The organism is Lysinibacillus sphaericus, assembly GCF_000600105.1.
Classification (GTDB): Bacteria; Bacillota; Bacilli; order Bacillales_A; family Planococcaceae; genus Lysinibacillus; species Lysinibacillus sphaericus.
In genome coordinates, this window is record NZ_CP006837.1 from 3,955,712 (window position 1) to 3,981,936 (window position 26,225).

General features: G+C 39.6%; 27 protein-coding genes, 16 tRNA genes and 3 rRNA genes. 5 read left to right on the forward strand and 41 right to left on the reverse strand.

Features of this window, described 5'->3' with window-relative positions:
- Positions 1-2: 2 nt before the first annotated feature.
- The 14 genes from T479_RS19180 to T479_RS23840 all read right to left on the reverse strand — a co-directional run bounded on the left by T479_RS19180 (position 3) and on the right by T479_RS23840 (position 6,609).
- Positions 3-197, reverse strand: coding sequence for a hypothetical protein (locus T479_RS19180; protein ID WP_025220578.1), 195 nt, complete (start codon positions 195-197; stop codon positions 3-5).
- 39 nt (positions 198-236) lie between these two features.
- Positions 237-527, reverse strand: a complete 291-nt coding sequence (locus tag T479_RS19185) for a hypothetical protein (protein WP_137036945.1) — start codon at positions 525-527, stop codon at positions 237-239.
- Positions 528-533: 6 nt separating this feature from the next.
- Positions 534-848 (reverse strand): hypothetical protein, encoded by a 315-nt coding sequence (locus T479_RS19190; protein WP_025220580.1) that lies wholly within the window; start codon positions 846-848, stop codon positions 534-536.
- The gene (locus T479_RS19195) at positions 848-1,069 is read right to left on the reverse strand and encodes a hypothetical protein (RefSeq protein ID WP_025220581.1); all 222 of its coding nucleotides are present in this window, start codon (positions 1,067-1,069) and stop codon (positions 848-850) included. Before T479_RS19195 ends, T479_RS19190 begins: the two co-directional genes overlap by 1 nt.
- Positions 1,066-1,608: a Holliday junction resolvase RecU gene (locus T479_RS19200; protein WP_025220582.1), complete on the reverse strand. Its 543-nt coding sequence runs from the start codon at positions 1,606-1,608 to the stop codon at positions 1,066-1,068. Before T479_RS19200 ends, T479_RS19195 begins: the two co-directional genes overlap by 4 nt.
- A 31-nt stretch (positions 1,609-1,639) precedes the next feature.
- Positions 1,640-1,897 carry a hypothetical protein gene (locus tag T479_RS19205; RefSeq protein WP_025220583.1) on the reverse strand — a complete coding sequence of 86 codons (258 nt, stop codon included), beginning with the start codon at positions 1,895-1,897 and terminating at the stop codon, positions 1,640-1,642.
- 27 nt (positions 1,898-1,924) lie between these two features.
- Positions 1,925-2,896: a ParB/RepB/Spo0J family partition protein gene (locus tag T479_RS19210; protein ID WP_025220584.1), complete on the reverse strand. Its 972-nt coding sequence runs from the start codon at positions 2,894-2,896 to the stop codon at positions 1,925-1,927.
- Positions 2,897-2,931: 35 nt separating this feature from the next.
- Complete coding sequence (locus T479_RS19215; protein ID WP_227665382.1) at positions 2,932-3,699, reverse strand: ParA family protein; 768 nt, start codon at positions 3,697-3,699, stop codon at positions 2,932-2,934.
- A complete protein-coding gene (locus tag T479_RS19220) occupies positions 3,671-4,591 on the reverse strand; it encodes a rolling circle replication-associated protein (RefSeq protein WP_025220586.1) in 921 nt (306 codons plus the stop codon). Before T479_RS19220 ends, T479_RS19215 begins: the two co-directional genes overlap by 29 nt.
- Before the next feature lie 269 nt (positions 4,592-4,860).
- Positions 4,861-5,016 (reverse strand): DUF6906 family protein, encoded by a 156-nt coding sequence (locus T479_RS23975; RefSeq protein ID WP_167331270.1) that lies wholly within the window; start codon positions 5,014-5,016, stop codon positions 4,861-4,863.
- A gap of 132 nt (positions 5,017-5,148) precedes the next feature.
- A complete protein-coding gene (locus tag T479_RS19225) occupies positions 5,149-5,502 on the reverse strand; it encodes a hypothetical protein (protein WP_025220587.1) in 354 nt (117 codons plus the stop codon).
- The gene (locus T479_RS19230; protein WP_025220588.1) at positions 5,499-5,789 is read right to left on the reverse strand and encodes a hypothetical protein; all 291 of its coding nucleotides are present in this window, start codon (positions 5,787-5,789) and stop codon (positions 5,499-5,501) included. The genes T479_RS19225 and T479_RS19230 overlap by 4 nt, the downstream gene beginning before the upstream one ends.
- Positions 5,790-6,088: 299 nt before the next feature.
- Complete coding sequence (locus tag T479_RS19235; protein ID WP_025220589.1) at positions 6,089-6,415, reverse strand: DUF771 domain-containing protein; 327 nt, start codon at positions 6,413-6,415, stop codon at positions 6,089-6,091.
- Between the two features lie 20 nt (positions 6,416-6,435).
- The gene (locus tag T479_RS23840) at positions 6,436-6,609 is read right to left on the reverse strand and encodes a hypothetical protein (RefSeq protein ID WP_158497909.1); all 174 of its coding nucleotides are present in this window, start codon (positions 6,607-6,609) and stop codon (positions 6,436-6,438) included.
- Positions 6,610-6,740: 131 nt separating this feature from the next.
- On the opposite strand from T479_RS23840, the gene T479_RS19240 reads away from it, so the two are divergent.
- Both T479_RS19240 and T479_RS19245 read left to right on the forward strand, forming a co-directional pair.
- Positions 6,741-7,157 (forward strand): helix-turn-helix domain-containing protein, encoded by a 417-nt coding sequence (locus tag T479_RS19240; protein WP_025220590.1) that lies wholly within the window; start codon positions 6,741-6,743, stop codon positions 7,155-7,157.
- 470 nt (positions 7,158-7,627) lie between these two features.
- Positions 7,628-8,731, forward strand: coding sequence for a site-specific integrase (locus T479_RS19245; RefSeq protein WP_025220591.1), 1,104 nt, complete (start codon positions 7,628-7,630; stop codon positions 8,729-8,731).
- 149 nt (positions 8,732-8,880) lie between these two features.
- Here the strand turns inward: T479_RS19245 and T479_RS19250 are convergent.
- The 20 genes from T479_RS19250 to T479_RS19345 all read right to left on the reverse strand — a co-directional run bounded on the left by T479_RS19250 (position 8,881) and on the right by T479_RS19345 (position 16,700).
- A tRNA-Leu gene (locus T479_RS19250) sits at positions 8,881-8,961 on the reverse strand.
- Positions 8,962-9,012: 51 nt separating this feature from the next.
- Positions 9,013-9,086 (reverse strand) — tRNA-Cys (locus tag T479_RS19255).
- Between the two features lie 7 nt (positions 9,087-9,093).
- Positions 9,094-9,168 (reverse strand) — tRNA-Gly (locus T479_RS19260).
- A 5-nt stretch (positions 9,169-9,173) separates the two neighbouring features.
- Positions 9,174-9,248, reverse strand: a tRNA-Gln gene (locus tag T479_RS19265).
- A gap of 4 nt (positions 9,249-9,252) precedes the next feature.
- Positions 9,253-9,328: transfer RNA gene (locus T479_RS19270), tRNA-His, on the reverse strand.
- Positions 9,329-9,364: 36 nt separating this feature from the next.
- Positions 9,365-9,440: transfer RNA gene (locus T479_RS19275), tRNA-His, on the reverse strand.
- A 12-nt stretch (positions 9,441-9,452) separates the two neighbouring features.
- Positions 9,453-9,526: transfer RNA gene (locus T479_RS19280), tRNA-Trp, on the reverse strand.
- A gap of 10 nt (positions 9,527-9,536) precedes the next feature.
- Positions 9,537-9,620: transfer RNA gene (locus tag T479_RS19285), tRNA-Tyr, on the reverse strand.
- A 9-nt stretch (positions 9,621-9,629) separates the two neighbouring features.
- Positions 9,630-9,705, reverse strand: a tRNA-Thr gene (locus tag T479_RS19290).
- An 11-nt stretch (positions 9,706-9,716) separates the two neighbouring features.
- A tRNA-Phe gene (locus T479_RS19295) sits at positions 9,717-9,789 on the reverse strand.
- Between the two features lie 18 nt (positions 9,790-9,807).
- A tRNA-Asp gene (locus T479_RS19300) sits at positions 9,808-9,883 on the reverse strand.
- Positions 9,884-9,888: 5 nt separating this feature from the next.
- A tRNA-Met gene (locus tag T479_RS19305) sits at positions 9,889-9,963 on the reverse strand.
- A gap of 35 nt (positions 9,964-9,998) precedes the next feature.
- A tRNA-Val gene (locus tag T479_RS19310) sits at positions 9,999-10,074 on the reverse strand.
- Positions 10,075-10,094: 20 nt separating this feature from the next.
- Positions 10,095-10,169 (reverse strand) — tRNA-Glu (locus tag T479_RS19315).
- Between the two features lie 24 nt (positions 10,170-10,193).
- Positions 10,194-10,285, reverse strand: a tRNA-Ser gene (locus T479_RS19320).
- 5 nt (positions 10,286-10,290) lie between these two features.
- Positions 10,291-10,367, reverse strand: a tRNA-Asn gene (locus tag T479_RS19325).
- Positions 10,368-10,385: 18 nt separating this feature from the next.
- Positions 10,386-10,501 (reverse strand): 5S ribosomal RNA (gene rrf, locus T479_RS19330).
- Positions 10,502-10,617: 116 nt separating this feature from the next.
- A 23S ribosomal RNA gene (locus T479_RS19335) occupies positions 10,618-13,545 on the reverse strand.
- Between the two features lie 366 nt (positions 13,546-13,911).
- Positions 13,912-15,463: ribosomal RNA gene (locus T479_RS19340) — 16S ribosomal RNA — on the reverse strand.
- The 16S, 23S and 5S rRNA genes sit together here with 16 tRNA genes alongside, the layout of an rRNA operon.
- Before the next feature lie 352 nt (positions 15,464-15,815).
- Positions 15,816-16,700, reverse strand: a complete 885-nt coding sequence (locus T479_RS19345; protein ID WP_024364573.1) for a nucleotidyltransferase-like protein — start codon at positions 16,698-16,700, stop codon at positions 15,816-15,818.
- 150 nt (positions 16,701-16,850) lie between these two features.
- On the opposite strand from T479_RS19345, the gene T479_RS19350 reads away from it, so the two are divergent.
- The gene (locus T479_RS19350; protein WP_024364572.1) at positions 16,851-17,204 is read left to right on the forward strand and encodes a YgzB family protein; all 354 of its coding nucleotides are present in this window, start codon (positions 16,851-16,853) and stop codon (positions 17,202-17,204) included.
- A gap of 60 nt (positions 17,205-17,264) precedes the next feature.
- Here T479_RS19350 and T479_RS19355 read toward each other — a convergent pair whose 3' ends face one another.
- The 5 genes from T479_RS19355 to bcp form a co-directional block, all read right to left on the reverse strand.
- On the reverse strand, positions 17,265-17,603 hold the full coding sequence (locus T479_RS19355; RefSeq protein WP_025220592.1) for a hypothetical protein: 339 nt from the start codon (positions 17,601-17,603) through the stop codon (positions 17,265-17,267).
- A 66-nt stretch (positions 17,604-17,669) separates the two neighbouring features.
- Positions 17,670-18,035 carry a hypothetical protein gene (locus tag T479_RS19360; RefSeq protein ID WP_025220593.1) on the reverse strand — a complete coding sequence of 122 codons (366 nt, stop codon included), beginning with the start codon at positions 18,033-18,035 and terminating at the stop codon, positions 17,670-17,672.
- A 565-nt stretch (positions 18,036-18,600) separates the two neighbouring features.
- Positions 18,601-19,044 (reverse strand): peroxide-responsive transcriptional repressor PerR, encoded by a 444-nt coding sequence (perR, locus tag T479_RS19365; protein ID WP_024364570.1) that lies wholly within the window; start codon positions 19,042-19,044, stop codon positions 18,601-18,603.
- Between the two features lie 115 nt (positions 19,045-19,159).
- On the reverse strand, positions 19,160-20,104 hold the full coding sequence (locus tag T479_RS19370; RefSeq protein WP_024364569.1) for a D-2-hydroxyacid dehydrogenase: 945 nt from the start codon (positions 20,102-20,104) through the stop codon (positions 19,160-19,162).
- Positions 20,104-20,577, reverse strand: a complete 474-nt coding sequence (bcp, locus tag T479_RS19375; protein ID WP_024364568.1) for a thioredoxin-dependent thiol peroxidase — start codon at positions 20,575-20,577, stop codon at positions 20,104-20,106. The genes T479_RS19370 and bcp overlap by 1 nt, the downstream gene beginning before the upstream one ends.
- A 131-nt stretch (positions 20,578-20,708) precedes the next feature.
- Here bcp and T479_RS19380 point away from each other — a divergent pair, with 131 nt between their 5' ends.
- Both T479_RS19380 and T479_RS19385 read left to right on the forward strand, forming a co-directional pair.
- Positions 20,709-21,995: a glutamate-1-semialdehyde 2,1-aminomutase gene (locus tag T479_RS19380; RefSeq protein WP_024364567.1), complete on the forward strand. Its 1,287-nt coding sequence runs from the start codon at positions 20,709-20,711 to the stop codon at positions 21,993-21,995.
- A 320-nt stretch (positions 21,996-22,315) separates the two neighbouring features.
- Positions 22,316-23,404, forward strand: a complete 1,089-nt coding sequence (locus T479_RS19385; RefSeq protein ID WP_025220594.1) for an FUSC family protein — start codon at positions 22,316-22,318, stop codon at positions 23,402-23,404.
- 112 nt (positions 23,405-23,516) lie between these two features.
- Here the strand turns inward: T479_RS19385 and T479_RS19390 are convergent, their stop codons facing one another.
- Both T479_RS19390 and T479_RS19395 read right to left on the reverse strand, forming a co-directional pair.
- Positions 23,517-24,563: a toxic anion resistance protein gene (locus T479_RS19390; protein ID WP_025220595.1), complete on the reverse strand. Its 1,047-nt coding sequence runs from the start codon at positions 24,561-24,563 to the stop codon at positions 23,517-23,519.
- A 22-nt stretch (positions 24,564-24,585) separates the two neighbouring features.
- Complete coding sequence (locus T479_RS19395; protein WP_025220596.1) at positions 24,586-26,217, reverse strand: YceG family protein; 1,632 nt, start codon at positions 26,215-26,217, stop codon at positions 24,586-24,588.
- Positions 26,218-26,225: the final 8 nt, after the last annotated feature.

The window sequence follows — 26,225 nt, forward strand, 5'->3', positions numbered from 1 at the left end:
CCCTACATTTTTCCGTATTCTCTTTTCAAGTACATTTGATTACTTTCGTCCAGATGAATAACATTGTTTTTTGAAGTAATTAAAACTTCATAATTCTGCATTTTTAAAATGTTTGCTTCTGAAATTATGGTGTTTATTTGCATTGCCGAAATGACTTTTAAAGTAGTTTTTTCGTAAGTAATAACAGTTTGTAACATACTTTCACCTTCCTGCGACGTTTATGCCGATACCTCCAATCAATAAATCACTACTTTTAATTTCCCTTCGTTCGCCTTTTTTTGCTGTATTGCCAAAAACTTCATAATCGCTTCTTGCTCTGTTGTAGCAGGCTCAATTAATTTCAATTCAGCAAAGTATTTCGTCGCACTTTTATAACAGTGTTTTATTTGATAGATGCCCCACTGACCATTTAAACAATCAACTACACGTAACTGATGTTCTTCTGGCGCTAATGCAATCTTTACCCCTAACATTTTCTCTACTTGACGTACCTGCTTATATTGCTCTTTTGATACAACCATTTTCATGTACATTCACCCTCCCAAACCCTTTTGTAGTCCTAAAACAAATGGCAATTCATCCAACGATGAAATATTAATTGATTTCAATTCCTCGGAATTTTTCACTGCATCTTTGATACAACCACGATAAAGACCGCTTCCAGAAAACCATTTATCTTTTGCAATTGTTTTGTTGCATTCTTCATGTAGATGAAACTGTATATGTTTTCCATCTTCTTTAGCGGAAACATAAACTGCACTTTTGCCTTTTTCTATTTCTTCTACGCACCCGTAACATTCATGCTTCTTTCTTGTTGTGACCATTTGTTTTTTTCTTATTTCCAACATCAATGCTCCCCCTCACCAACGCGTCTTCTATCCTCTACTTTTTTTCTATTAGACTTTGAAAAAGGTTTAGGTAAACCGTACTTCCGACGCACTTCTTCACGGCTCATTTGATGTTCAACACGACAATGAGCTTTTGTTATGATAATACCGAAGTGTTTACAGCCCTCTACAGGGCATTTGATGTATTCGCCATGTTTAGCATTCCAGTAAGGTTCAGTCATCGCAGTACACCTCTAACCGCTTCCAAGTAATGAACTGTATATATCCCTGATTTAATTCGAGTGCAGTGATCTCGGAAAAATTGAAGTGGAATTGATTTAGCACCGCCATTATCTTTGGCTATCCATGCATCTTCTAATTGTTCAAAGTTAAGGAGATATATTTCAGGCTCGTTTTTATCCTTTATCCAAAAGCAAATTAACAAAAATGCCTGTGCACCTTTTAAATGCCATGAACGCAGGAACTCATATTGACCTTTAGTTAGATTGCTTAACGGAAAGTTTGTTTGTTTCGTTTCTTTTGCATCAAATACGATGGATTTTCCTCTATAAATTCCGCTATAATCTACCCATGTAGCACTTTCTAATTTTCCTTCCACCTTATTCCCAGTGACTTTTAATATTTTCACAGGCGAAGGTACTTTGCGGATATCTGCAAAATTGTTATTGCGGTATTGATTATTTGTCATATCAATTAAATTTTCGAAAAGTTGCCCTCTATTGGCATGGCTTCTTGAATATTGTCGTTTCTGTGTTCTCATTCTGTTTATGCCCCCTTATAAATTTGTATTTTTACGCAATCCACTCTAGTTCCTGTGCATCAAAGAGTATGGATTCATCCCCGATACGTACTAACACGGAATGACCATCTACTTTCTGGACAACTCCTCTTTTACCTATCACATAATCAAAATAATGTTTGCGATATTCATAGATTTCAGGATTATTCTTTACTTCAATGACTTTCACCGTCTCACGCACTCTAAAAAATACACGAGACGATTGTGAATAATCATCAAATAGACTTAACTGGCGTAAGCTACTTTCCACCCACTTCTCCTCCTTCCAAAATTGCTTTTATCTAATTTTTTTAATACTCATAATCACGTAATCTTCGGGGATGTCATTTGCTCCCCCTTCTTGTAAGTAAATGACTTTCACTTCAACAAATCTTCCTGTGTACAAGATTTTGTCATCGTCAAATTCATTTATCTTCAACTTGTCACCTACTCGAAAGCTCTGATTATTGAAACCACACATAAAAGTTTTCAAGCCTTGCAATATCGCCTCAAACTGTTCAGGATAGCTATCTAGTTCATGCGTCATCGGCTTTTCTTTTTGCTCTGACTCAATGATTTCCTGTCGCTTTTCTTTTGCTACGGACGGCGTTAGCGGTTTACCCTCTCTGTATTCTTGGACAACCTCTTTTTGCGTTTCTTCTGGCAACCTCGATATTTCAAATGCAGCAGTGATATTTATTTCCCCTTCACTAAATGCTTCTTTTAGTTCAGGAGCTAATTTTTTGTTAATGCTGTCCATCCGTTGCACTTGGGACGATGACACGCCCATAAGTTGCGCTACAATCTCCCGTTTGCGTCCCGTTAGTTGATTACCACTATTTTGTAATTCTTGTAACAGTTCATGTAATCGCGCTGCCTGTTTCGTTTTTTCAGCATCTGTTAACACACGAGTTGTTGAGTTTGCTAGTATGAGTTGTAATTCTGCTTGGATATCGTCTGTCGATTTAACAATTTTGCAAGGCGCTTTTTCAAAATCTTTGTTTCCCTCATTGCGTAGCTCTTGCATAGCCTTTAAGCGTCTATGACCGCTAATTAGCTCGTATGCCCCATCATCTTTAATACGTACCACTAAGTTTTGTTGAAGTCCCAACAGTTCAATACTCGATTTAAGCTCCGAGACATCATCCACACTGTAGTTATTTTTTGGTGATGGCAGTATGTTATCCAATGGTATGTGTTCAATCTTAAATGCCACAATTTGCTTCTTGGATTCTGTATTCATAAGCTGTGATAGATTGAATTTTGACATTTACTCCGCTCCTTTCTTTGAAAATGTGCCCGAAACTAACACAATTCTAGGTATTCTTTTACTAGCGCTACATAATCCACACAAGCCGTTGACCGCTTCGCATATTCTAATAACGGCTTTTTAACGAACGTCATTTCATCTACTTTCACAGTCTTTCTGATACGTGTCGAAAACATTGGATAACCCTGCTGTTCTAATAATTCAGCACCTTGTTGATTCACATTGTTACGCTGATACATTGTGACAAAGCACCCCGCAAAACGAATATCACTATTGAACTCACTTACATCTTCAATCTGCTCTATGATTTGTTCTAATCCATCAAAACTAAATTGGTCTATTTTAATGGGCACTAACACATCGTCAGATGCTACTAATGCATTTACTACCGTCATATTAATATCTGGGGCATTATCAATAATTACGTAGTCATAACGCTCTTTCACTGACTCTAGTTTTTTACGTAGGCGTGTTTGTTGTGGACGTGATACATCCATCAAGATTTCCTTATTAGCACGTAGCAAATTCATATTGGCGGTGATAATATCTAGCCCCTCATAATTTGTTTGCTGAATAACGTTATCCACATCTAAATCCCTTATTGTTAATAACTCTGATAATCCACACTTGCTTTCAGGATCATACAGCCCGAAAAATTTAGATGTGTTGCCCTGCTTGTCGTTATCAATGAGTAATACACGCTTTCCATGCAATTTCACTAGCGTATAAGCTATATTGATAGCTGAAACTGTTTTAGATACCCCGCCTTTTAGATTAATAATGCTGATTGTCTTCATCGTCATTTATTATTCTCCTTTTACGATTTATTGGTGTGTCAATCCGCTTCATTTGCACATATAGATATGCCCCACTTACGTAATCTGAAAATGACACATTCATTTGTTTGAACTGATAATTTTTATACATTTTTTCAAAGATTTCTTGCGCGCCAATTTCTTCTGTCGCAATTTTAGCAGCACGTCTACGAGTTAATTTCGTGTCTGATACCGTCACTTTCGGTTGTTTTAGGTTACGGCTAGGTGTATAGCCTTTTGCTGTTTTATGTCCCTTTTCTTTTACCAAGTATTCTCCTAGCTTTGTAAATCCAAGATCATCTTCTTCCAGACGTTGAGACTTAACGCGACCTCTATTCCATAACTTCTCCGCTACTTCACGATCAGGAAAATTTGTCACCATATGATGATGTGCTCGTACTTTTTTTCCATCCCTTGTATGTTCAGTTGAATAAATATACTTCAATTCAAAATCTGCATACTTCTCCTGCTTTTTTAACCAATGCTTCATGCGTCTGATGAGATTAACCATATCTTTTTTTGCTTGGTCATAATCTTTTGGTAAATATGCATCAGAATACGTATACGTTGTGTACAAATCATTCTCACGAAAGTTTGTATTAATTAATCTTGCTACATGCTTCTGCCTATTCTTTTCATTTAACTTTTCTTGTGCTTTGCTGCTATTTTTATCTCTCTTTGAACGTTTACCTTGAGGAATTTTCCAATATGGGTACGCTTCTACCTCTAAAATTGAACCACTCCAAATGCTTTTTACACGATAGCCTGCAATTGCTCTATCTAGTAAACTATCTTCATGAATTTTGGTAATTTCTGATTCACTAAATGCTTCTTCATACGATGCTAATACATGTCTTACCTTATGCTGTTTATTCTTCATGGCTATTCTCTCCCGATGTGATAATAATCTAGTATCCTTGTTAAATTTAGAGTTTCGTCGTAAATCTAATATTCATTACAAGGACGCTAATTGACTGTTTGCCATGAAGGTTGCTATACTAGCAATAAGGTGTTTGGCAATAGTCAAACGAGCCGTTTTAACTGTTCAGAGTTGATACGGCTTTTTTTGTTGGTCTTTATAAAAGCCCTTGTGACTTCCCACAAAGGCTTTTCTTTTTTGTCGTGCTTTTTTTCAATTAGGAAGCTTGTTTATGGTGCTGGAATAGTTCGAGATCGACCTGTTTCTCGATGAATAATCAACCATCTATCAGCTTCCTTTTTACTTATAAGCCAGTTATTAGGATTCAAACGAAAACTTGCTATATAGATTTTTTGCTGTCTTGTTAAATTGCGACCTTGTTTCACAAAATTTCCCCCTTTTTTATTTGTTGAGTGTGCTAGACACACATTCCGCTTCTTGATATAATGGCGATAAGATAAATTTCCTAGGTTTAAAGTGCTGTTTAGTCGCTCCAACGATTAAGCAGTTTTTTTATGTCATAAACTCTGATTTGCACTAAAATGCACAACCTCTCCGATTTTCCCTTGCTTGTTTAATTGATTAGCAATATCAAATAATTTGTTTCGACGCTGTTCTTTTATTTGACCCTCTAAGCGTTTGATGTAATCTATTCTCTCTACTAATACCTCTGCACACTCTTGTGCTGAATCGTAATCCTCATTGCAAAAATGTAGATTCATAGCTGTTATTAAGTCCTGTCCACAGGCTCTTTCTTTACTTAGCTCTAATTCCAATGTCATTGTGCTTCCAATAATGCTTTTATTTTCGAAATCTACGAATACTAGATTTTTTAAACCTTGTGAATAAGCTTGCTGTAGTTGTTCTATCATTCTTGCTCCACTCCAATCATTACGTTTTCCGCATTTACAAACCGCAATATGTCTTTTTCATCTATAAACTCAACTCCATATGGAGCTACTAGTTTCAAAGCTCTTTCTGCATCAATTGAGATAATTTGTATCCATTCATCTGAACCAGAATCAATTTCACGTTCTTTAACCTCAACCGTACACGCCTTAAGCGATTTCATTAAATTCTTAAATTTTCTTTCAAATCCATCAGCTCTTTCTCGTAAATCATCAAAATCTTTAATTGAAATTTGCACATTGCCTTCCATTTGGACAATTCACCTTCCATTCTGAATATTAAATATTCGATTAATTAACGTTGCTACCGTCTCATAAGCTATAAATCCGAATATATATACCGTCATTGGCTCGGTATCACAGCGCTCTATTGAGTTTTTTATGTATGTGAAATTTCTTATGATGTTCTTTATGTAATGACTTCACATCAAGCAGCTTGTAAATTCTCCACTTAGAGAACTAGACTAACCAACCCTTACTATTACAAACTGCTTGACATGAGCGAGCATTGCACTCGCAAATGTCTTTTTGCTTTTTGTACAATATGCATTTATTTACTTCCAAAAATTTTATTGAAATTATTATCTAGAAATTTCGTCATCTGGCAGGCATGAAACATCCATTTCTCTCCAACGCTTTTAGGATAATAAACAAATCCACCATTTTCAGAATCTATTATTTTACGAAACTTCGATGGGTAAAGAATATTCTCTTTAATCCAATCCTGTTTCTTATTAACGCGCTCCTCTAAATTTTTCATAGTCCAGTAGACTCCACTTAACTCTTGGCGCTGTAATTCTTCCAACTCAACTTTATTAATTAGTACATATCCATCTGGAACTGGAACTGTTAAATTTACCTGTAACTGTTGTTGCATGTCTTATCACCTCTTTCGAATTAAGATACATCCTTTTGGAATTTTTCTTTAGATTCTTTTTTCAATTTTTTTTGACTTTGGGCAAAAGTCAAAGCACTAACTGCACCAGATAGATAAAGCAGTTCCTCCTCATCAAGCAAATGAAGTTTATTAACGATAGACATCATTTTTTCAGCTTTACGTAATTCTTCCATAGTATTACCCTCTCTCGTTTACGTCCTATGTACACAAATTAACATACTTAATAGTCCTAGGTCAATAGATTTGATATATTTTATTGCCTAAGGACGAAAATATAGTATAATGCTAGGAGAGGAGGTGCTCTATGACAATAGGTAGTAGATTGAAATTATTAAGGGATACACTAGATTTATCAATGGCGTCGTTCGGAGAAAAGATAAAGATGACTAGTAGCAACATCTCAAAGATGGAAAAAGATTTAAGGGTAGTAACCGACCGAACTATTGCATTAATTTCTAATGAATTTGGTGTAAATGAACAATGGCTAAGAACTGGTGAAGGTGATATGTTCATTGCTGTTACCGAGGATGAAAAGTTCGCAGAATTATTAGGTGAGTTATTAGTAAATGAAAATAACGAATTAGTAAAAGAAATAATTACCAAAGTTGTTGAATTAGATGATGACTATTTATTATTGATTGAACAGTTAATTGATGGGTTACTAAAAAACAATCCCAAGAAACCTGACATAACGATACTTAGACTTAGAACTTATTTATAGACTCCAAGAAAAAAAGTAGCTCTTTTTAGGAGCTACTTTTTTTGATGGCTGCTTTCACTAAGTGATACAAAAGACGTATTAATCTTTTATCATCTTGATTTTGAATTAATTCAATTAACTTTTTTTTCATATGTACCACCTCTTAGGTTAGTTGTATAAGAACAAAAGTTCCGTCCTTATTAAATAATTATGTAATATTATCCATGGTTCTTTTTACAACATTCGACATTTTTGTTGTTATTTAAATTATATATGCATAGTTCTTTTTTTCATAAAAATATCGTTAGACGGGCTTCGACATATGAAGAAATGATTTCCTCATCATACAATTTCTCCGACTAAAAGAAAAAAATAAATGTCGTTTCTTGTTGAATTTTAGGTTTTTTTGTAAAAAGTTATTTTATTCCATAATGCATTAATATATATTAATTTTGCTATAATCAAAGAAATTTAGAATTGGAGGGTTATTTATGGCTAGTTACACCAAACGTGGAAAAGCGTGGCAATACTGTATTTATCACAACAAAAAGCAATATCGGAAAGGTGGTTTTAAAACCAAAAAAGAAGCTCAAATTGCTGCTTCCGAAGCCGAGTCTGCTTTGAATAAAGGTATTAAGCCTATTACAGAATCAATTACTTTTGCTGACTACTTCGAGACTTGGTATAAGCGTTACAAGATGAATATCGTTACCAAAAGTACACTGACTCATTATGAATATACACTTGAGGCAATTAAAATATATTTTGAAGAAACACTAATAAAAGACATTACACGTCATGACTATCAAGATTTTTTAAATAATTATGGATCAACCCGTTCTAAAGAAACTGTTGAAAAAGTACACTCCCATATCAAAGCTTGTGTATATGATGCTGTTGAAGAAAACGTTATCCGAATTGAGTTCACTCGTAAAGCTGTTTTGACAGGTTCTGTACCAGCTAAAAAGGATAGTGAAAAACATTTGAATTTTGCCGAAAGCGAATTATTGCTGAAAGAATTATACAAACGACTAGAACGCGGATTAGGATATTACCTTTTGTTGCTTGGTCTAACTTCTGGGCTACGCTTCGGAGAATTGGTTGGATTAACACGCAAAGACTTTGATTTCGAAAACAACACTTTGAACATTGATAAAACTTGGGGTTACTTAAGTAAAATGCAAGAAGGTTTTGGTCCTACTAAAAACCCCCAATCTGTTCGTAAAATAAAAATGGATACAGAGACAATGAAAGCTTTCGAAAAGTTATTTGATAAATTACCAACAAATATCCACCGATTAGTTTTCTTTAGTGCTCAATCAAAATATAAAGTAATTGCAAATGGAACAGCAAATAAATTGCTACGAAACACTTTGCAAGATTTAGGAATAACAAACACTATTACGGTACACGGACTACGACATACACATGCCAGCGTATCACTCTATAAAAAATCATCAATTTATTATGTATCCGAAAGATTAGGACATGGGGATATACAAACTACTATGAGGGACTATGCCCATGTTATAAAAGAGCTGCGTGAAGAAGATGAGAAAAACACAATCAGTATTTTCGAGAAGATGGCACAATAAATATTTGTGCATTTCTTGTGCATAAAAATTTCAAAACGAAGTCTTCCGTAACCCACCTCAAAAACATAAAAAAAGCCCGAAACCATTGATTTATCAAGGTTTCAAGCTTTTTTCTTAAACTCAAATTTTAGCGTATCCGAGCTTACTGATACCGGTGGTCGGGGTCGAACCGACACTCCAAAGGAACACGATTTTGAGTCGTGCGCGTCTGCCAATTCCGCCACACCGGCATAATACTTTAGAGATAAAAAAAATCGGATTATCCGATTAAGAAAAAAATATGGAGGCGGCAACCGGATTTGAACCGGTGATAAAGGTGTTGCAGACCTGTGCCTTACCACTTGGCTATGCCGCCATATTATTGGAGCGGAAGACGAGGTTCGAACTCGCGACCCCCACCTTGGCAAGGTGGTGTTCTACCACTGAACTACTTCCGCATAAATGGCTGGGGTACTAGGATTCGAACCTAGGCATGACGGAATCAAAATCCGTTGCCTTACCGCTTGGCTATACCCCAACAATGGGGCGACTGATGGGAATCGAACCCACGAATGCCGGAACCACAATCCGGTGCGTTAACCACTTCGCCACAATCGCCATTGCTTTATAGTTATATTTTAATTTTATAGTAAATGGGGCGACTGATGGGAATCGAACCCACGAATGCCGGAACCACAATCCGGTGCGTTAACCACTTCGCCACAATCGCCATAAAATTAATTGGCAGGGGCAGTAGGAATCGAACCCACACCAAAGGTTTTGGAGACCTCTATTCTACCGTTGAACTATGCCCCTATAAAAAAACTGGTGGAGGGGGACGGATTCGAACCGCCGAACCCTAAGGAGCGGATTTACAGTCCGCCGCGTTTAGCCACTTCGCTACCCCTCCGGGAAAACATGGTGCCGGCTATAGGAATCGAACCCACGACCTACTGATTACAAGTCAGTTGCTCTACCTGCTGAGCTAAACCGGCAAAAAACATGATGGGTCAGGACGGAATCGAACCGCCGACACTTAGAGCTTCAATCTAATGCTCTACCAACTGAGCTACTGACCCATGTTATTATTTTAAAAATGGCGGTCCCGACCGGGATCGAACCGGCGATCTCCTGCGTGACAGGCAGGCATGTTAACCGCTACACCACGGGACCATTTTTGGTTGCGGAGACAGGATTTGAACCTGTGACCTTCGGGTTATGAGCCCGACGAGCTACCACTGCTCCACCCCGCGATAATACTATTTAAATTATTTAAATTATTTAAAAATGGTGGAGGATGACGGGCTCGAACCGCCGACCCTCTGCTTGTAAGGCAGATGCTCTCCCAGCTGAGCTAATCCTCCATCTGGGTATTCGTTATAAATGGTGACCCCTACGGGATTCGAACCCGTGTTACCGCCGTGAAAGGGCGGTGTCTTAACCGCTTGACCAAGGGGCCTTTATGATTGAAATCCTAAAGTGCTGGCGGAGAGTAAGGGATTTGAACCCTTGAGACAGTGTTAACCGCCTACACGATTTCCAATCGTGCTCCTTCGGCCACTCGGACAACTCTCCAAGAATGGCTCCGAAGGCAGGACTCGAACCTGCGACAACCTGATTAACAGTCAGGTGCTACTACCAACTGAGCTACTTCGGAATAATTTTAGTATGTATAGCCTAGCGACGTCCTACTCTCACAGGGGGAAGCCCCCAACTACCATCGGCGCTAAAGAGCTTAACTTCCGTGTTCGGTATGGGAACGGGTGTGACCTCTTTGCCATCATCACTAGACTATTTGAAAGACATTACCTATTATAACATATATCATTATAATTACAAGTATTTAAGAAATACTTTTTTATTCTTTCAAAACTGGATAAACGGTTCATTGAATGTTTCAAACTTTTTTGGTTAAGTCCTCGATCGATTAGTATTCGTCAGCTCCATGTGTCACCACACTTCCACCTCGAACCTATCTACCTCATCGTCTTTGAGGGATCTTACTTACTTGCGTAATGGGAAATCTCATCTTGAGGGGGGCTTCATGCTTAGATGCTTTCAGCACTTATCCCGTCCACACATAGCTACCCAGCGATGCCTTTGGCAAGACAACTGGTACACCAGCGGTGTGTCCATCCCGGTCCTCTCGTACTAAGGACAGCTCCTCTCAAATTTCCTACGCCCACGACGGATAGGGACCGAACTGTCTCACGACGTTCTGAACCCAGCTCGCGTACCGCTTTAATGGGCGAACAGCCCAACCCTTGGGACCGACTACAGCCCCAGGATGCGATGAGCCGACATCGAGGTGCCAAACCTCCCCGTCGATGTGGACTCTTGGGGGAGATAAGCCTGTTATCCCCGGGGTAGCTTTTATCCGTTGAGCGATGGCCCTTCCATGCGGAACCACCGGATCACTAAGCCCGTCTTTCGACCCTGCTCGACTTGTAGGTCTCGCAGTCAAGCTCCCTTGTGCCTTTACACTCTACGAATGATTTCCAACCATTCTGAGGGAACCTTTGGGCGCCTCCGTTACCTTTTAGGAGGCGACCGCCCCAGTCAAACTGTCCGCCTGACACTGTCTCCTGCCCCGCTAAGGGGCATGGGTTAGAATTTCAATACAACCAGGGTAGTATCCCACCGACGCCTCCTTCGAAGCTGGCGCTCCGAGATCTCTGGCTCCTACCTATCCTGTACAAGTTGTACCAAAATTCAATATCAGGCTACAGTAAAGCTCCACGGGGTCTTTCCGTCCTGTCGCGGGTAACCTGCATCTTCACAGGTACTATAATTTCACCGAGTCTCTCGTTGAGACAGTGCCCAGATCGTTACGCCTTTCGTGCGGGTCGGAACTTACCCGACAAGGAATTTCGCTACCTTAGGACCGTTATAGTTACGGCCGCCGTTTACTGGGGCTTCAATTCGCAGCTTCGCTTGCGCTAACCACTCCTCTTAACCTTCCAGCACCGGGCAGGCGTCAGCCCCTATACGTCACCTTACGGTTTTGCAGAGACCTGTGTTTTTGCTAAACAGTCGCCTGGGCCTATTCACTGCGGCTCTCATGCGCTTGCACGCTCAAGAGCACCCCTTCTCCCGAAGTTACGGGGTCATTTTGCCGAGTTCCTTAACGAGAGTTCTCTCGCACACCTTAGGATTCTCTCCTCGACTACCTGTGTCGGTTTGCGGTACGGGCACCTCTCACCTCGATAGAGGCTTTTCTTGGCAGTGTGAAATCAGGAACTTCGTCCATACGGACTCGCCATCACAGCTCAACGTTACAGTGTGCGGATTTGCCTACACACACGCCTTACTGCTTGGACGCGCACAACCAACGGCGCGCTTACCCTATCCTACTGCGTCCCCCCATTTCTCAAACGGTGAGGAGGTGGTACAGGAATATCAACCTGTTGTCCATCGCCTACGCCTATCGGCCTCGGCTTAGGTCCCGACTAACCCTGAGCGGACGAGCCTTCCTCAGGAAACCTTAGTCATACGGTGGACGGGATTCTCACCCGTCTTTCGCTACTCATACCGGCATTCTCACTTCTAAGCGCTCCACCAGTCCTTCCGGTCTGACTTCAACGCACTTAGAACGCTCTCCTACCACTGACATCGTAGATGTCAATCCACAGCTTCGGTGAATCGTTTAGCCCCGATACATTTTCGGCGCAGCGTCACTCGACCAGTGAGCTATTACGCACTCTTTAAATGATGGCTGCTTCTAAGCCAACATCCTGGTTGTCTGTGCAACGCCACATCCTTTTCCACTTAACGATTACTTTGGGACCTTAGCTGGTGGTCTGGGCTGTTTCCCTTTTGACTACGGATCTTATCACTCGCAGTCTGACTCCCGTGTATAAATATCTGGCATTCGGAGTTTGTCTGAATTCGGTAAACCGGGATGGCCCCCTAGTCCAAACAGTGCTCTACCTCCAGTATTCTCATCACGAGGCTAGCCCTAAAGCTATTTCGGAGAGAACCAGCTATCTCCAAGTTCGATTGGAATTTCTCCGCTACCCACACCTCATCCCCGCACTTTTCAACGTGCGTGGGTTCGGGCCTCCAGTAAGTGTTACCTCACCTTCACCCTGGACATGGGTAGATCACCTGGTTTCGGGTCTACGACCACGTACTAATTCGCCCTATTCAGACTCGCTTTCGCTGCGGCTCCGCCTTCTAAAGCTTAACCTCGCACGTAATCGTAACTCGCCGGTTCATTCTACAAAAGGCACGCTATCACCCATTAACGGGCTCTAACTACTTGTAGGCACACGGTTTCAGGATCTCTTTCACTCCCCTTCCGGGGTGCTTTTCACCTTTCCCTCACGGTACTGGTTCACTATCGGTCACTAGGTAGTATTTAGCCTTGGGAGATGGTCCTCCCGGATTCCGACGGAATTTCACGTGTTCCGCCGTACTCAGGATCCACTCTGGAGGGAACGAACTTTCGACTACAGGGCTTTTACCTGCTCTGGCGGACCTTTCCAAGTCGCTTCATCTAACTCATTCCTTTGTAACTCCGTATAGAGTGTCCTACAACCCCAAGAGGCAAGCCTCTTGGTTTGGGCTCTTCCCGTTTCGCTCGCCGCTACTCAGGGAATCGATTTTTCTTTCTCTTCCTCCAGGTACTTAGATGTTTCAGTTCCCTGGGTCTGCCTTCAAGACGCTATGTATTCACGTCAAGATACTACGCGATTAAACGTAGTGGGTTCCCCCATTCGGAAATCTCCGGATCAAAGCTCACTTACAGCTCCCCGAAGCATATCGGTGTTAGTGCCGTCCTTCTTCGGCTCCTAGTGCCAAGGCATTCGCCGTGCGCCCTTAATAACTTAACCTATCGGCTTCCAATCCACTGCGCATTTCGTTGTCAGCTTCTCTCGTTCAATCAGTCACGTACGTAAGTACGCTCCTTCATTCACTCGTTCGCTTCCTAGAACTGCTTGTGTCTTGAAACCCTATTTCGTTATTAAGCCTATAAAAAACTTAAAAAAATAAATGTGTTTGTTACAATTTCAATGTCGTTTTATCCAGTTTTCAAAGAACAAATTCACTACCTGTTTCTACTTCTTCGCAAATTTGCGACGAAAGCGTAGCGACAGGAGCACAGTTTTGAAGTATTTCATCGTAATGATGAACCTTCAAAACTGAACGCAAAACGTAATCTTACAAACCCAAGGTTTGTATTCCGAAAATATCCTTAGAAAGGAGGTGATCCAGCCGCACCTTCCGATACGGCTACCTTGTTACGACTTCACCCCAATCATCTATCCCACCTTCGGCGGCTGGCTCCAAAAGGTTACCTCACCGACTTCGGGTGTTACAAACTCTCGTGGTGTGACGGGCGGTGTGTACAAGGCCCGGGAACGTATTCACCGCGGCATGCTGATCCGCGATTACTAGCGATTCCGGCTTCATGTAGGCGAGTTGCAGCCTACAATCCGAACTGAGAACGACTTTATCGGATTAGCTCCCTCTCGCGAGTTGGCAACCGTTTGTATCGTCCATTGTAGCACGTGTGTAGCCCAGGTCATAAGGGGCATGATGATTTGACGTCATCCCCACCTTCCTCCGGTTTGTCACCGGCAGTCACCTTAGAGTGCCCAACTAAATGATGGCAACTAAGATCAAGGGTTGCGCTCGTTGCGGGACTTAACCCAACATCTCACGACACGAGCTGACGACAACCATGCACCACCTGTCACCGTTGTCCCCGAAGGGAAAACCATATCTCTACAGTGGTCAACGGGATGTCAAGACCTGGTAAGGTTCTTCGCGTTGCTTCGAATTAAACCACATGCTCCACCGCTTGTGCGGGCCCCCGTCAATTCCTTTGAGTTTCAGTCTTGCGACCGTACTCCCCAGGCGGAGTGCTTAATGCGTTAGCTGCAGCACTAAGGGGCGGAAACCCCCTAACACTTAGCACTCATCGTTTACGGCGTGGACTACCAGGGTATCTAATCCTGTTTGCTCCCCACGCTTTCGCGCCTCAGTGTCAGTTACAGACCAGATAGTCGCCTTCGCCACTGGTGTTCCTCCAAATCTCTACGCATTTCACCGCTACACTTGGAATTCCACTATCCTCTTCTGCACTCAAGTCTCCCAGTTTCCAATGACCCTCCACGGTTGAGCCGTGGGCTTTCACATCAGACTTAAGAAACCACCTGCGCGCGCTTTACGCCCAATAATTCCGGACAACGCTTGCCACCTACGTATTACCGCGGCTGCTGGCACGTAGTTAGCCGTGGCTTTCTAATAAGGTACCGTCAAGGTACAGCCAGTTACTACTGTACTTGTTCTTCCCTTACAACAGAGTTTTACGAACCGAAATCCTTCTTCACTCACGCGGCGTTGCTCCATCAGGCTTTCGCCCATTGTGGAAGATTCCCTACTGCTGCCTCCCGTAGGAGTCTGGGCCGTGTCTCAGTCCCAGTGTGGCCGATCACCCTCTCAGGTCGGCTACGCATCGTTGCCTTGGTGAGCCGTTACCTCACCAACTAGCTAATGCGCCGCGGGCCCATCCTATAGCGACAGCCGAAACCGTCTTTCAGTATTGTCCCATGAGGGACAATAGATTATTCGGTATTAGCCCCGGTTTCCCGGAGTTATCCCAAACTATAGGGTAGGTTGCCCACGTGTTACTCACCCGTCCGCCGCTAACGTCAAAGGAGCAAGCTCCTTCTCTGTTCGCTCGACTTGCATGTATTAGGCACGCCGCCAGCGTTCGTCCTGAGCCAGGATCAAACTCTCCATAAAAGAAATTTGATTAGCTCAAATTGTTTTGCTGGCATCAATTTTGATGTCCAAAATTTTGTTTCGTTCACTAACGAAGTTAGCTAATAAAAACTATATTGATTACGTTTTGCTTGTTCAGTTTTCAAGGTTCATTTTGTTTCGTCGTTTTTCAGCGACTTCTTTATATTAACATCTCACTCAATTTGTGTCAACAACTTTTTAAAAGTTTTTTTTCACTGATTTTTTCGAGTGTTTCTGTTACGTCTTAGCGACAATTAATATAATACAATATCATTATATTAAACGTCAACACTTTTTTTAAAAAAATATCGAGGTACATTTTTATACCTCGATTACTAGCATACTACAAGGTTTATTCAAATTCTATAGACTCTTTATTCACCTTATAATGTCGATGAAATATCATTTCACTTTTTGCAACGACAGGGTCAATTAGAATGTAGCCTTTCCCCACTAAATATTCTACGAATACTTCTAAGTCTACGGAATAGTTTACAAGCTCTTGGTGATCATGTAATTCCTGTATAGTCCATGACTCTTTTGTTTGCATTACTTCTAATATATGTTGCGCTCCGTCATGTGTACGTGAATGAATCAAAAACTCACTTGCTAAAAATAGAAGCTCTAAACGCTTTTCAATTGGTTCACTACTCATAACAAGTTCTTCGTAAAGCTTGTAAATGGCTGGTTCAATTTTTTTCACTTGTGCCCACACCGTAACTTCTGGATACAACCCACTATCTATAATGGACAATCGCCCTAAATGATGCAAGGAATCTACTACATGATTGTATGCATCTAGGTAACTACCCTTATCAAAATATTCTTTTCCTTCTAAGTAACGACGAATTAACTTTGAGAATTGAATACCCGTTTTAATTTTCCGACCACTAAACGGAAACTCTTGCAGTTCAATTTTTAGTTTATGAAGGAACTCATTGCGATCAAACAACACTCTCCCAAAGAAAATCCAATCAACGACTTTCTTATTAGAGCCGATTAGTAACCACTTCCGTAACAATTTTTCTGTAACAGTATGTAAGGCTACCTTATTTCCCTCATATAGGTAGTGCTTTGTATAAACAGGCTGATCCGCTTCTTTCACGATAATTAGTAATACCGTATCAAATGTGTCAGTAACATTACTTTGCTCTTCACGTTTCTCCATTAAAATAACACCTAATGTATTAGACTGACTCGCGCGTTCTTGATATATAGGACGCAATACTTGCTCCATGTTCAGCCCTCCTCTATTTATTGTAAGACCTTTATTTCGTTAAAATTTCGACATACTCTAAAACTATTCCTTCTTTGACTCCTACTCAAAGCTAAAATACTTCGTTCTTATATGTTATAGTAGATTTTAGATTGGGAGGCAAGATATTGTATGAAACCTTACAAAAGTAAAATTAATAAAATCCGTTCATTCGCATTAGCACTTATTTTTATCGGCTTTGTTGTTATGTATGGGGGGATATTCTTTAAAAACAATCCCATCCTTGTCTTAATCTTCATGACACTTGGTTTACTATGTATTATTGGTAGTACAGTTGTCTATGCTTGGATTGGCCTTCTCTCTACAAGAGCCGTTCAAGTAGAATGCCCAAATTGTCATAAGCATACGAAAGTTTTAGGTCGAGTTGATATGTGCATGTACTGCAATGAACCGTTAACTCTTGATCCTACACTTGAAGGAAAAGAGTTCGACCAATCTTATAATAACAAAGCAAAAAAATCCTAGTCCTCATTGAAGAGCTAGGATTTTTTATTTGTTCTAACTGAAAGCAACATGGGGAATACTTTATCCTCTACCAACAATGACAGTGATCGTATGATCTAGCTTACCATCACGATAGACAAAAACATTCGCTGTTGTTGAAAAATATGTAATTAACCTACCAGTGGATATTACAGATATAGAATTATTACTAGTAACATAAGTCATACCAGGCTCATGATAAGTTAATTGGTAATTACTACTGTTAATAGGTACTCTAACTGTATAATCTCTGATATTAAGTTTTGTTACTGCTTGTACTGAGCGTTCGTTACTAGCAGCCTTGGCTTCCGGCATTCCAAAAGAAAGTCCTGAAATACTCACTAATGTAATCATTGATAAAAGAAATACTTTAAATTTCATTTAAAAACCTCCTATTCAATTAATCTTCCTTTTTAATTGATAGTGGATTGAGATTTTTAATGGGTATTATATGCTTACTATATATTTAGAAATTTGTTTCTCCTTTTGACCAGCTATACCAGTTTTGAAAAATTGCTGCTGGTTCTGCCTGTCATCGAATGATTTTATCATTTGCTCTACTAATTTTTGCGTAATCATAGCATTTACGTCACCAGAAGACTGTTCTTTTTCTTCATGTTTAGAAATCTTCACTTCTCTAACAATTACTTTTTCACCATTTTCCTTCGTTACTATATGTCGTACATAACCATTTTCTTTTTTTATTTCGTATGTTGCTTTTCTTTTTTTGTTTGTTAGAAATAAATCATCCGATAAACTTTCTTCTTTTTTTAATGTACTAAGGTAATTACTACTCCCTAAATGTACATTCATTATATCCCTCCTACTAGCTTTCCTAACTCAAAATGGATGAGGTGCTAAAAATTTCAGTAACTTAGACTTTTGAACCCAACTTTATATAAAAATCTCAATCAACATAAAAAACCTTGCTTTAGTACTTTCTCAAAGCAACTTTACACGTGGAAATAGTGTACTGCACATCTAAGTATTATACTTGTGAAGTCAATACTCTTAACTACATATAACTCCAACTCCCTCCTTTTCAAAATATAGTTCTTATTTTTGAATGTCACCAACTCCTTTTACTATTTTCTTAACTATTTTTTATCACAAAACATCAATATTGTAAATATTCAGTTTATTTAATTTTGAAAATACTCGCTTTTCCTATTCTTTTTTAAACATCTAACAGTTTTTCCTAAATACACTATTTTTTAATTGTTCTTTTATTCTACATCAATAGTTTCATTCCAATGATAAAAAGTGTATTAACATACGGAATTATTCGCCCCATCATAACAAAAAAAGCAAGCGAACTATTGCCCACTTGCTTTTTAATCGTTCTCATCTATGAATTTATGTGAAATTCCAAGAAAACTTACTGTACTTTCGCTTCAACATCTTTACAAGCTGGACATGTGCCGTATATTTCTAGACGGTGTGAATGCACATCAAAATCTGTTACTTGAGAAGCGAAATGTTCGATTTCATCTAAACCTGGGTAATGAAAATCGACAATCTTACCACAGCATTCACAAATCATATGATAGTGATCGTTGGTCACAAAATCAAAACGGCTTGAAGCATCCCCATACGTCAACTCTTTCACTAATCCTACTTCCCGGAAAACTCGTAAATTATTGTAGACAGTTGCCACACTCATATTCGGAAATTTCCCTTCAAGTGCTTTATAAATTTCATCGGCAGTTGGATGTGTCATCGATTGAATTAAATATTCTAAAATAGCATGACGCTGAGGAGTAATGCGTACACCAGTTGTTTTTAACGTGTCAAGTGCATCCTGTAAATGCGGTATAGACATCGTCATGCACCCCTTTTCATAAGTATTATTAATTTATAATTGTTACAATTAGTGTATCTAATTAAGCTAACATCTGTCAACATTCGCCTATGCGTCATCTAAATTAAATTACAATTTAATAACCCCTCGACAAATCCATAACATTTTCTAAAGCGGTGTCTCCATCCAACCATTTCGTCAAACTTGGCTTAAAAATAGCTAAGCTACGCTCTACATAACGTGAAGAATGACTTGAAACATGTGGTGAAACAATTACATTGGAGTATGACCATAAAGGATTGTTTGCACTAAGTGGTTCTTCTTCAAACACATCTAATACGGCATAACCAATCTCACCCGCTTCAATAGCACGAATAAGAACTTTCTCATCTACTAAATTTCCACGACCAAAATTCATGAAAATGGCATCGTTTTTCATTGCATTAAAATGCTCATCCTTCAATAAGTGCGTAGTATCTGGTGTTTTCGGTAAGACAGAAAGTACGATATCCGCCTTAGGCAAAGCTTCTGTTAACTTAGCGAAATTCACCATCTCATCCATATAAGGTGCTGCATTGCCCGAACGGTTACAGCCTATTGTTGTTACCCCAAACGCTTGTAGTAACCGACCTACTTCCGATCCAATGGCACCCGGTCCTAAAATAAGTGCTGTACTATCTCGTAATTCCGTTTGCTTTCCTTTTTTCGACCATTCACTTTTCTTTTGTTGCTCATACATCCATGGCAATGCACGCTTAATGGCTAAAATATGAGCAAGTATTGACTCGGCCATCGGTGTTTTATGAATCCCTCGCACATTAGATACTAAAATATCCCGATCCATAATGGCTTGTGCTGGCATTTTCTCTACACCTGCCGAAGCAACAAAAATCCACTTTAGTTTGGTAGCATACTGTATATTGGCATCGTTTAAATCTTCACCATATGTAACCAGTACGTCTGCTTTTTGTAATTCATCCGTAGATAAACCATTTTCAAATACAAAATCACATTGTGGGAATTCCTCTACTAACGGTTTACGTAAATCTGGTCTTGGCTCAAACGTAAAATAGATTCTCATTACTGCTCCTCCTGCTTGGCTAAAAAAGCGTAAACTTCTTCAATATGATTTTTTACACGCACTTTGCGCCATACCTTTACAAGCTTACCTTCCGTATCAATTAAAAAAGTAGAACGTTCAATTCCCATATATTCACGTCCATACATTTTTTTTAAGACCCATACACCATAAGCCTCAGCCACAGCGTGATCCTCATCCACTAAAAGAGAAAATGGCAACCCATGCTTATCGATAAATTTCGTATGCTTTTGAGCATCATCAGGGCTCACACCTAATACAACTGCATTCAACTGACTAAAGTCATCGTGCTTATCACGGAAATCACAAGCCTCTGTCGTACAACCTGGTGTCATATCTTTCGGATAAAAATACAAAATAACATATTTGCCTCTGAAATCTGCTAATTGCACTTGCTCCCCCTTGTCATTAACAAGTGAAAAATCCGGTGCTTTCTGTCCTTCTACTAAAGTCATATTAAACTCCTCCTTTGCATGTCTTATTTTACTCTAAGTCACAAATCAAGTCATATCCCTTATTTTCTTTGGATTTCTTACACTGATAGGTCTACAATAGATTAAGTATAATGACTTAGGAGGCAATATTAATGAATCACTCAAAATCAGAAGCAGTACACGAAGAAGCGCTTTTGCATATCGTTGGTGGTGTGAACAGCCCTTCTCGTTCTTATAAAGCAGTAGGTGGTGGCTCCCCTGTTGCAATGGCCCGAGGAAAAGGAGCTTATTTCTGGGATGTTGACGGCAACCGTTATATCGACTATTTAGCCGCATACGGTCCAATTGTTACAGGGCATGGACATCCGCATATTGCGAAAGCAATTTCTCATGCTGCTGAAAACGGTACATTATTTGGGACACCAACTGAATATGAAGTAACTTTCGCAAAAATGCTAAAAGAAGCCATTCCTTCAATGGATAAAGTACGTTTTAATAACTCTGGTACAGAAGCGGTCATGACAACGATTCGTGTTGCTCGTGCTTATACTGGCCGTACAAAAATTATGAAATTCGCTGGCTGTTACCACGGTCACTTTGATTTAGTATTAGTAGCTGCAGGTTCTGGCCCAGCTACATTAGGCACACCAGACTCAGCAGGTGTAACGACTGCGACTGCTGAAGAAGTGATTACTGTACCATTTAATAATCCACAAGCTTTTACTGAAGCGATGGATGCATGGGGCGATGAAATCGCTGCTATTTTAATAGAGCCCATTGTCGGTAACTTCGGTATTGTGGAACCAAACACTGGATTTTTGGAGTTAGTGCACGCTACAGCTAAAGAAAAAGGTGCACTGACGATTTATGACGAGGTAATTACTGCATTCCGTTTCCATTACGGTGGCGCACAAACACTACTTGGATTAACGCCTGACCTTACTGCATTAGGAAAAGTCATTGGTGGTGGTTTACCTATCGGTGCATACGGTGGTCGCAAAGAAATTATGGATACCGTTGCCCCACTTGGACCAGCATATCAAGCAGGGACAATGGCAGGAAATCCAGCATCGATGCAAGCTGGTATAGCATGCCTAGAAGTATTAGCAACTCCAGGTATTTACGATGAAATGGATCGTCTTGGTGCTATTTTAGAAGATGGTATTTTAACTGCAGCCAAAAAACACGGTGTCACAATTACTTTAAATCGTCTAAAAGGTGCACTAACAATTTACTTTACAGATGTAAAAGTTGAAAACTATGAGCAAGCAGAAAGCAGTGACGGAGAAATTTTCGGTCGATTCTTTAAATTAATGCTTAACCAAGGTATTAACCTTGCTCCATCAAAATATGAAGCATGGTTTTTAACTACAGAGCATACAGAAGCAGATATTCGTGAAACAATCGAAGCTGTCGACTATGCATTTTCACAGCTTTAATAGAAACAAAAAAGGCGACACTCATTTGAGCGTCGTCTTTTTTTTATCCTGTTATACAAATCTATGTATTTTATAGAAACTTCCTTCTATAATGTAAAGAAGCATTCATTACCCTCGGCGTAAATACGTCCAGTTTTTTGAGTCTATCCCGAAAAGCTCAAGTAAAAATCTGTGACATCCGCGGGGTCTTTAACTTGATTGAGTAGATGTTTAAATTTACTGAAGCCAGTGTATAAACATGATTGTCCACTGTTATTGAAGTGGTGAACTGCTGCTGAAGCAAGTTAAAAATTTTAGACAGAAAGGACATCGATTTTTTTATGAAATTAGGTGCCCGTGTATTTAAAACTGGTGTAGCTATTGTCTTTGCGTTATTTGTTGCTGAGCTCCTGCAATTACCGTCTCCAGTTTTTGCTGGAATCGCAGCAATCTTTGCCATTCAACCGTCAATCTATCGCTCCTATCAAACGATTGTTGAGCAAGTTCAAGCCAACGTTATAGGAGCTTCCATTGCAGTTATTTTCGGTTTACTTTTCGGCCATCACGTTGTGGCTGTTGGCATTGCAGTCATTACAGCAATCGGTATAATGTTAAAGTTCAAGCTTGAAAAGTCTCTTTCCTTAGCACTTGTATCTGTTGTAGCTATTATGGAAATTCAAGGCGATGACTTTCTGACTTTCGGTCTTATCCGCTTTCTTACCATTTTAGTTGGGGTTTTAGCAGCATTTGTCGTCAACCTTGTGTTTTTGCCACCTAAATACGAAGTAAAACTTTTCCGCAAAATTTACTTTTTACAGGATGACATTATCCGCTGGACGCGTTTAGCTGTTCGTCAAGCCTCTGAACATACGTCTACTAAAACGGCTTTAAGCAAATTTAAAGACCGTATGCTGCGTGTGGACACACTCTATGATTTTTTTAAGGAAGAACGCAATTACTTTAAAAATAAAAAATTTGTTAAAGCACGGAAATTAGTTGTCTATCGCCAAATGATTACAACTTCTAAAAAAAGTTTAGAATTGTTACAACGGCTGCATAAGCATGAAAATGAATTGGCACAACTGCCGACTCAATTTCATTTAATGATTCAAGAACGACTGGACTTCCTGCTTACCTACCATGAGCAACTGTTACTGAAATATACAGGGAAATTAAAACCTGAGCATTCAGAATGGAGTAAGCATATCGACTACATTCAGCGCAATCAGTTAATGGAAATTTTCATCAATCAAATAACCTATGCACACGCAGAAGGAGATACGGAATTTTCTAGCTATCATCTCCTTTATATTTTATCGCGTATTCTAGATTACGAAGAAAACTTAGAACATTTGGATACGCTCATTGTGTCATACCAAAGCCATCATGGTGAAGAAATCAACTTAGAAATCGAAGAAGAATTTATTTAATTTAAGTGCCAGTCACTCACACAATTTCCCCGAACAACGCAAATAAAAGCCGCAACAATCCGCGTGACAGCGGAGGTTGCGGCTTTTTGCTAAGTGCCAGTCACTCACACAATTATTGTGAGGCTTTAGTAGTTAAAGCCATTAGTTGCTGCTCTATTTGTTGGCGCTTTGTTGTTTGTTCAGCGCGTAGTTGACGGTAACTTGCAATACCAGTAATGATTGTCTCCCACATTTCTTCGAGCGTCAGCGTCGGCTCATTTTGTTGGGCATGCATTATACTCTGCGCAACAGCATTGCTGTTTGTTTCACCATATTGTTTCATACGTTTTTCAAAAGCGGCTGCCGATTTATCTTGTAGCTGTTGGCGTTTTTCATTTACTGCATTCATAATCCCCATCTTAAATACAGGAATGGTCGTGACAAAAGCTCCGTTTATTTGCTCCATTAATGCGCTATTGCCATTGCGTAGCATATCCATTTGTGTTGCCCCTAAAATAGCTACCATACGCGATTTCTCAAGCTCATCAATTTTTTGGGCAAGTGTTTCAGCAATCGCTTGTAACGTTGTAAGCTCCATTTTAGCGATTTGATTTCCTGCTTCACTTTGTTTTTCATACATCGGCATTAATGTTGTCTTGATTTCATCTAGCTTCATTTCTGCTGCTATAATATATTTTTCAAGCTCCAAATAGTATGTCAAATTTTCGTTATATAAACGAGCAAGCATCCGATTATCATTCGCCAATGCTTCTTCCATTAGAACAAATTGATAATGTATTTTTTCGATATCTCTGCCAAGACGATTATATTTTGCATACAAATCTTCTTTATTCCTTGGTGCTCGTTTAAACAGTTTGCTAAAGAAACTTTGTTGCTCCATCACTTCTTTTTTATCGAATTGATCCATCAAGGCTTCAAGCTGCTTTAATAAGTCATTCGATTCATTTACTTTTGAATGGGCAATTGTTTTTAATATTTGATCGGAGAATCGCGAAAGCTTAATGGCAGGCTCTTTACCAAGCTCTGTTAGTTCTATTTTATTTTTCACATTAATATGATTGGCAATATGCTGAACTTCTGGACTTAGACACAGCTGATGTTTTGTAAGATCTGCGGTTTCAGCTGTCAATCGTTCTATAGTTATTGCGCTATTTGACATCAAGTTCCTCCTTTCCAAGCAGTCAGAAGAAACGGTTAAACAATTTTTTAATCATTTTATCCGGTTTTGACTTTTGCTGCTTTGGCTCTTCAAATTGTAAGTCAAACACCATATGCTCTAAACGATGCCCATCAAACGTATCCTCTAGTAAATGCTTTTCTAAATCAAGCTTTCCTGTTGGATTGTAGAAAATAATATCCACACCAAAGCGATTTAAAAATGCTAACAATGCAATATCTTCACGGGTCAATGCCGGTTGCTGAGGTGCTTGATAGAGCACCAACTTTGGTACTTCCTGTGCATAGTCAAAGCTTTGTAACAGGCGCAATATTTCCTTTGGAATCATCGTCATTTGCTTAAATAAAAATAATTGCAAATCATAGGGCGACTCATTAGGTTGTCGTTTAAGCAATGGCTGTTCACAAGAAGTTTTAATCGTATGAGCAATGGCTTGTTGTAACTCCAGTGTTAACTCCCCGTATTGCCACCAATCACTTTGCAAGATGCGCTCTGTAGATAGCTCACCATTTACTAAACAATGTTTATAGTGAAAATGGAAATTCGCTCTGCTCGTTTTAGCATACGGAAAATCCTGTACAAAAACAGTTTGCGGGCTAGCTAGCAACTGATGCATATTGGCCCAGTACTCTTCACGTCTACTAGAAACACCGCTAATTTTGGCGAAAATAACAGGAATAATTACTTTATCTCGGAGAGCCTCAAATTTCGGACGAACCATTGCCTTTTCGTTAGCATAAATAAAAATATCATCATAGGTCATGCGTAATGTTAATGATTGTGGCATATGATCTTTAAATTGCCAAGGTCGATAAACACCCGATTGATGGTCATGCATTAAATGCTCGTAATGTTGGCTAGAACTATAGCCAACAGTTGCTTGACGCTCTCGTAATTTATCAGGAAATGGTTGTAATGCTGTTTGACTTACGTAGGCGTGCGAAACAGAAAATGCATCAGTAGGATCTACTGTTGCAAACTCATCAATCGCTGATGGATGGAAGATTAACACATCACAGCCCAGCTCCATTAGTAATAGAAGAAAATAGCGCTGACTCATTGTTGTCTCACCATACCAAACAACCTTAGGAAAATCATCTGTCGGCTTCATCGTTTTTGTCCACTGAATCCAATGATTTTTTAGCCACTTGACCATATCTATTAAAAAGCGTCGGAAATCATTGGCCAGTAAACCGAGTGATTGCTGCTCTCGGAAGCGTTCCACTACACGCATCGTCACTAGCTGTAAATGACGATTCATTGAAGCATCATCGTGCTTAGGAATGAGTTGATGACCATACATCATGGCAATCAATCGATTTATAGACAAGCCTTTAGGGGATTGCTGATGTTGCTCTAAAATCGTTTGCAATGCTTGAAAATCCTTTTGCTCAATATGTTTATTTAATTCTTCACTTAATATATGAACATTGGGATTTTGGGACATTGTATATAAGGAATTAAAATAATCATCTTCTTCAATCGGTACGCCCAATATACGAACTGCGATACGACTAAAACGGATTTGTTGTGGTGTCACCTCGTAAACTGTTCGCACGTTCGCTGAATCTTGGAAGGCTTGTAGCCAATCATAAGAATCTCTTTCTAAAACAGATTCAATTGTGACTGTCTGCATACAAGCGT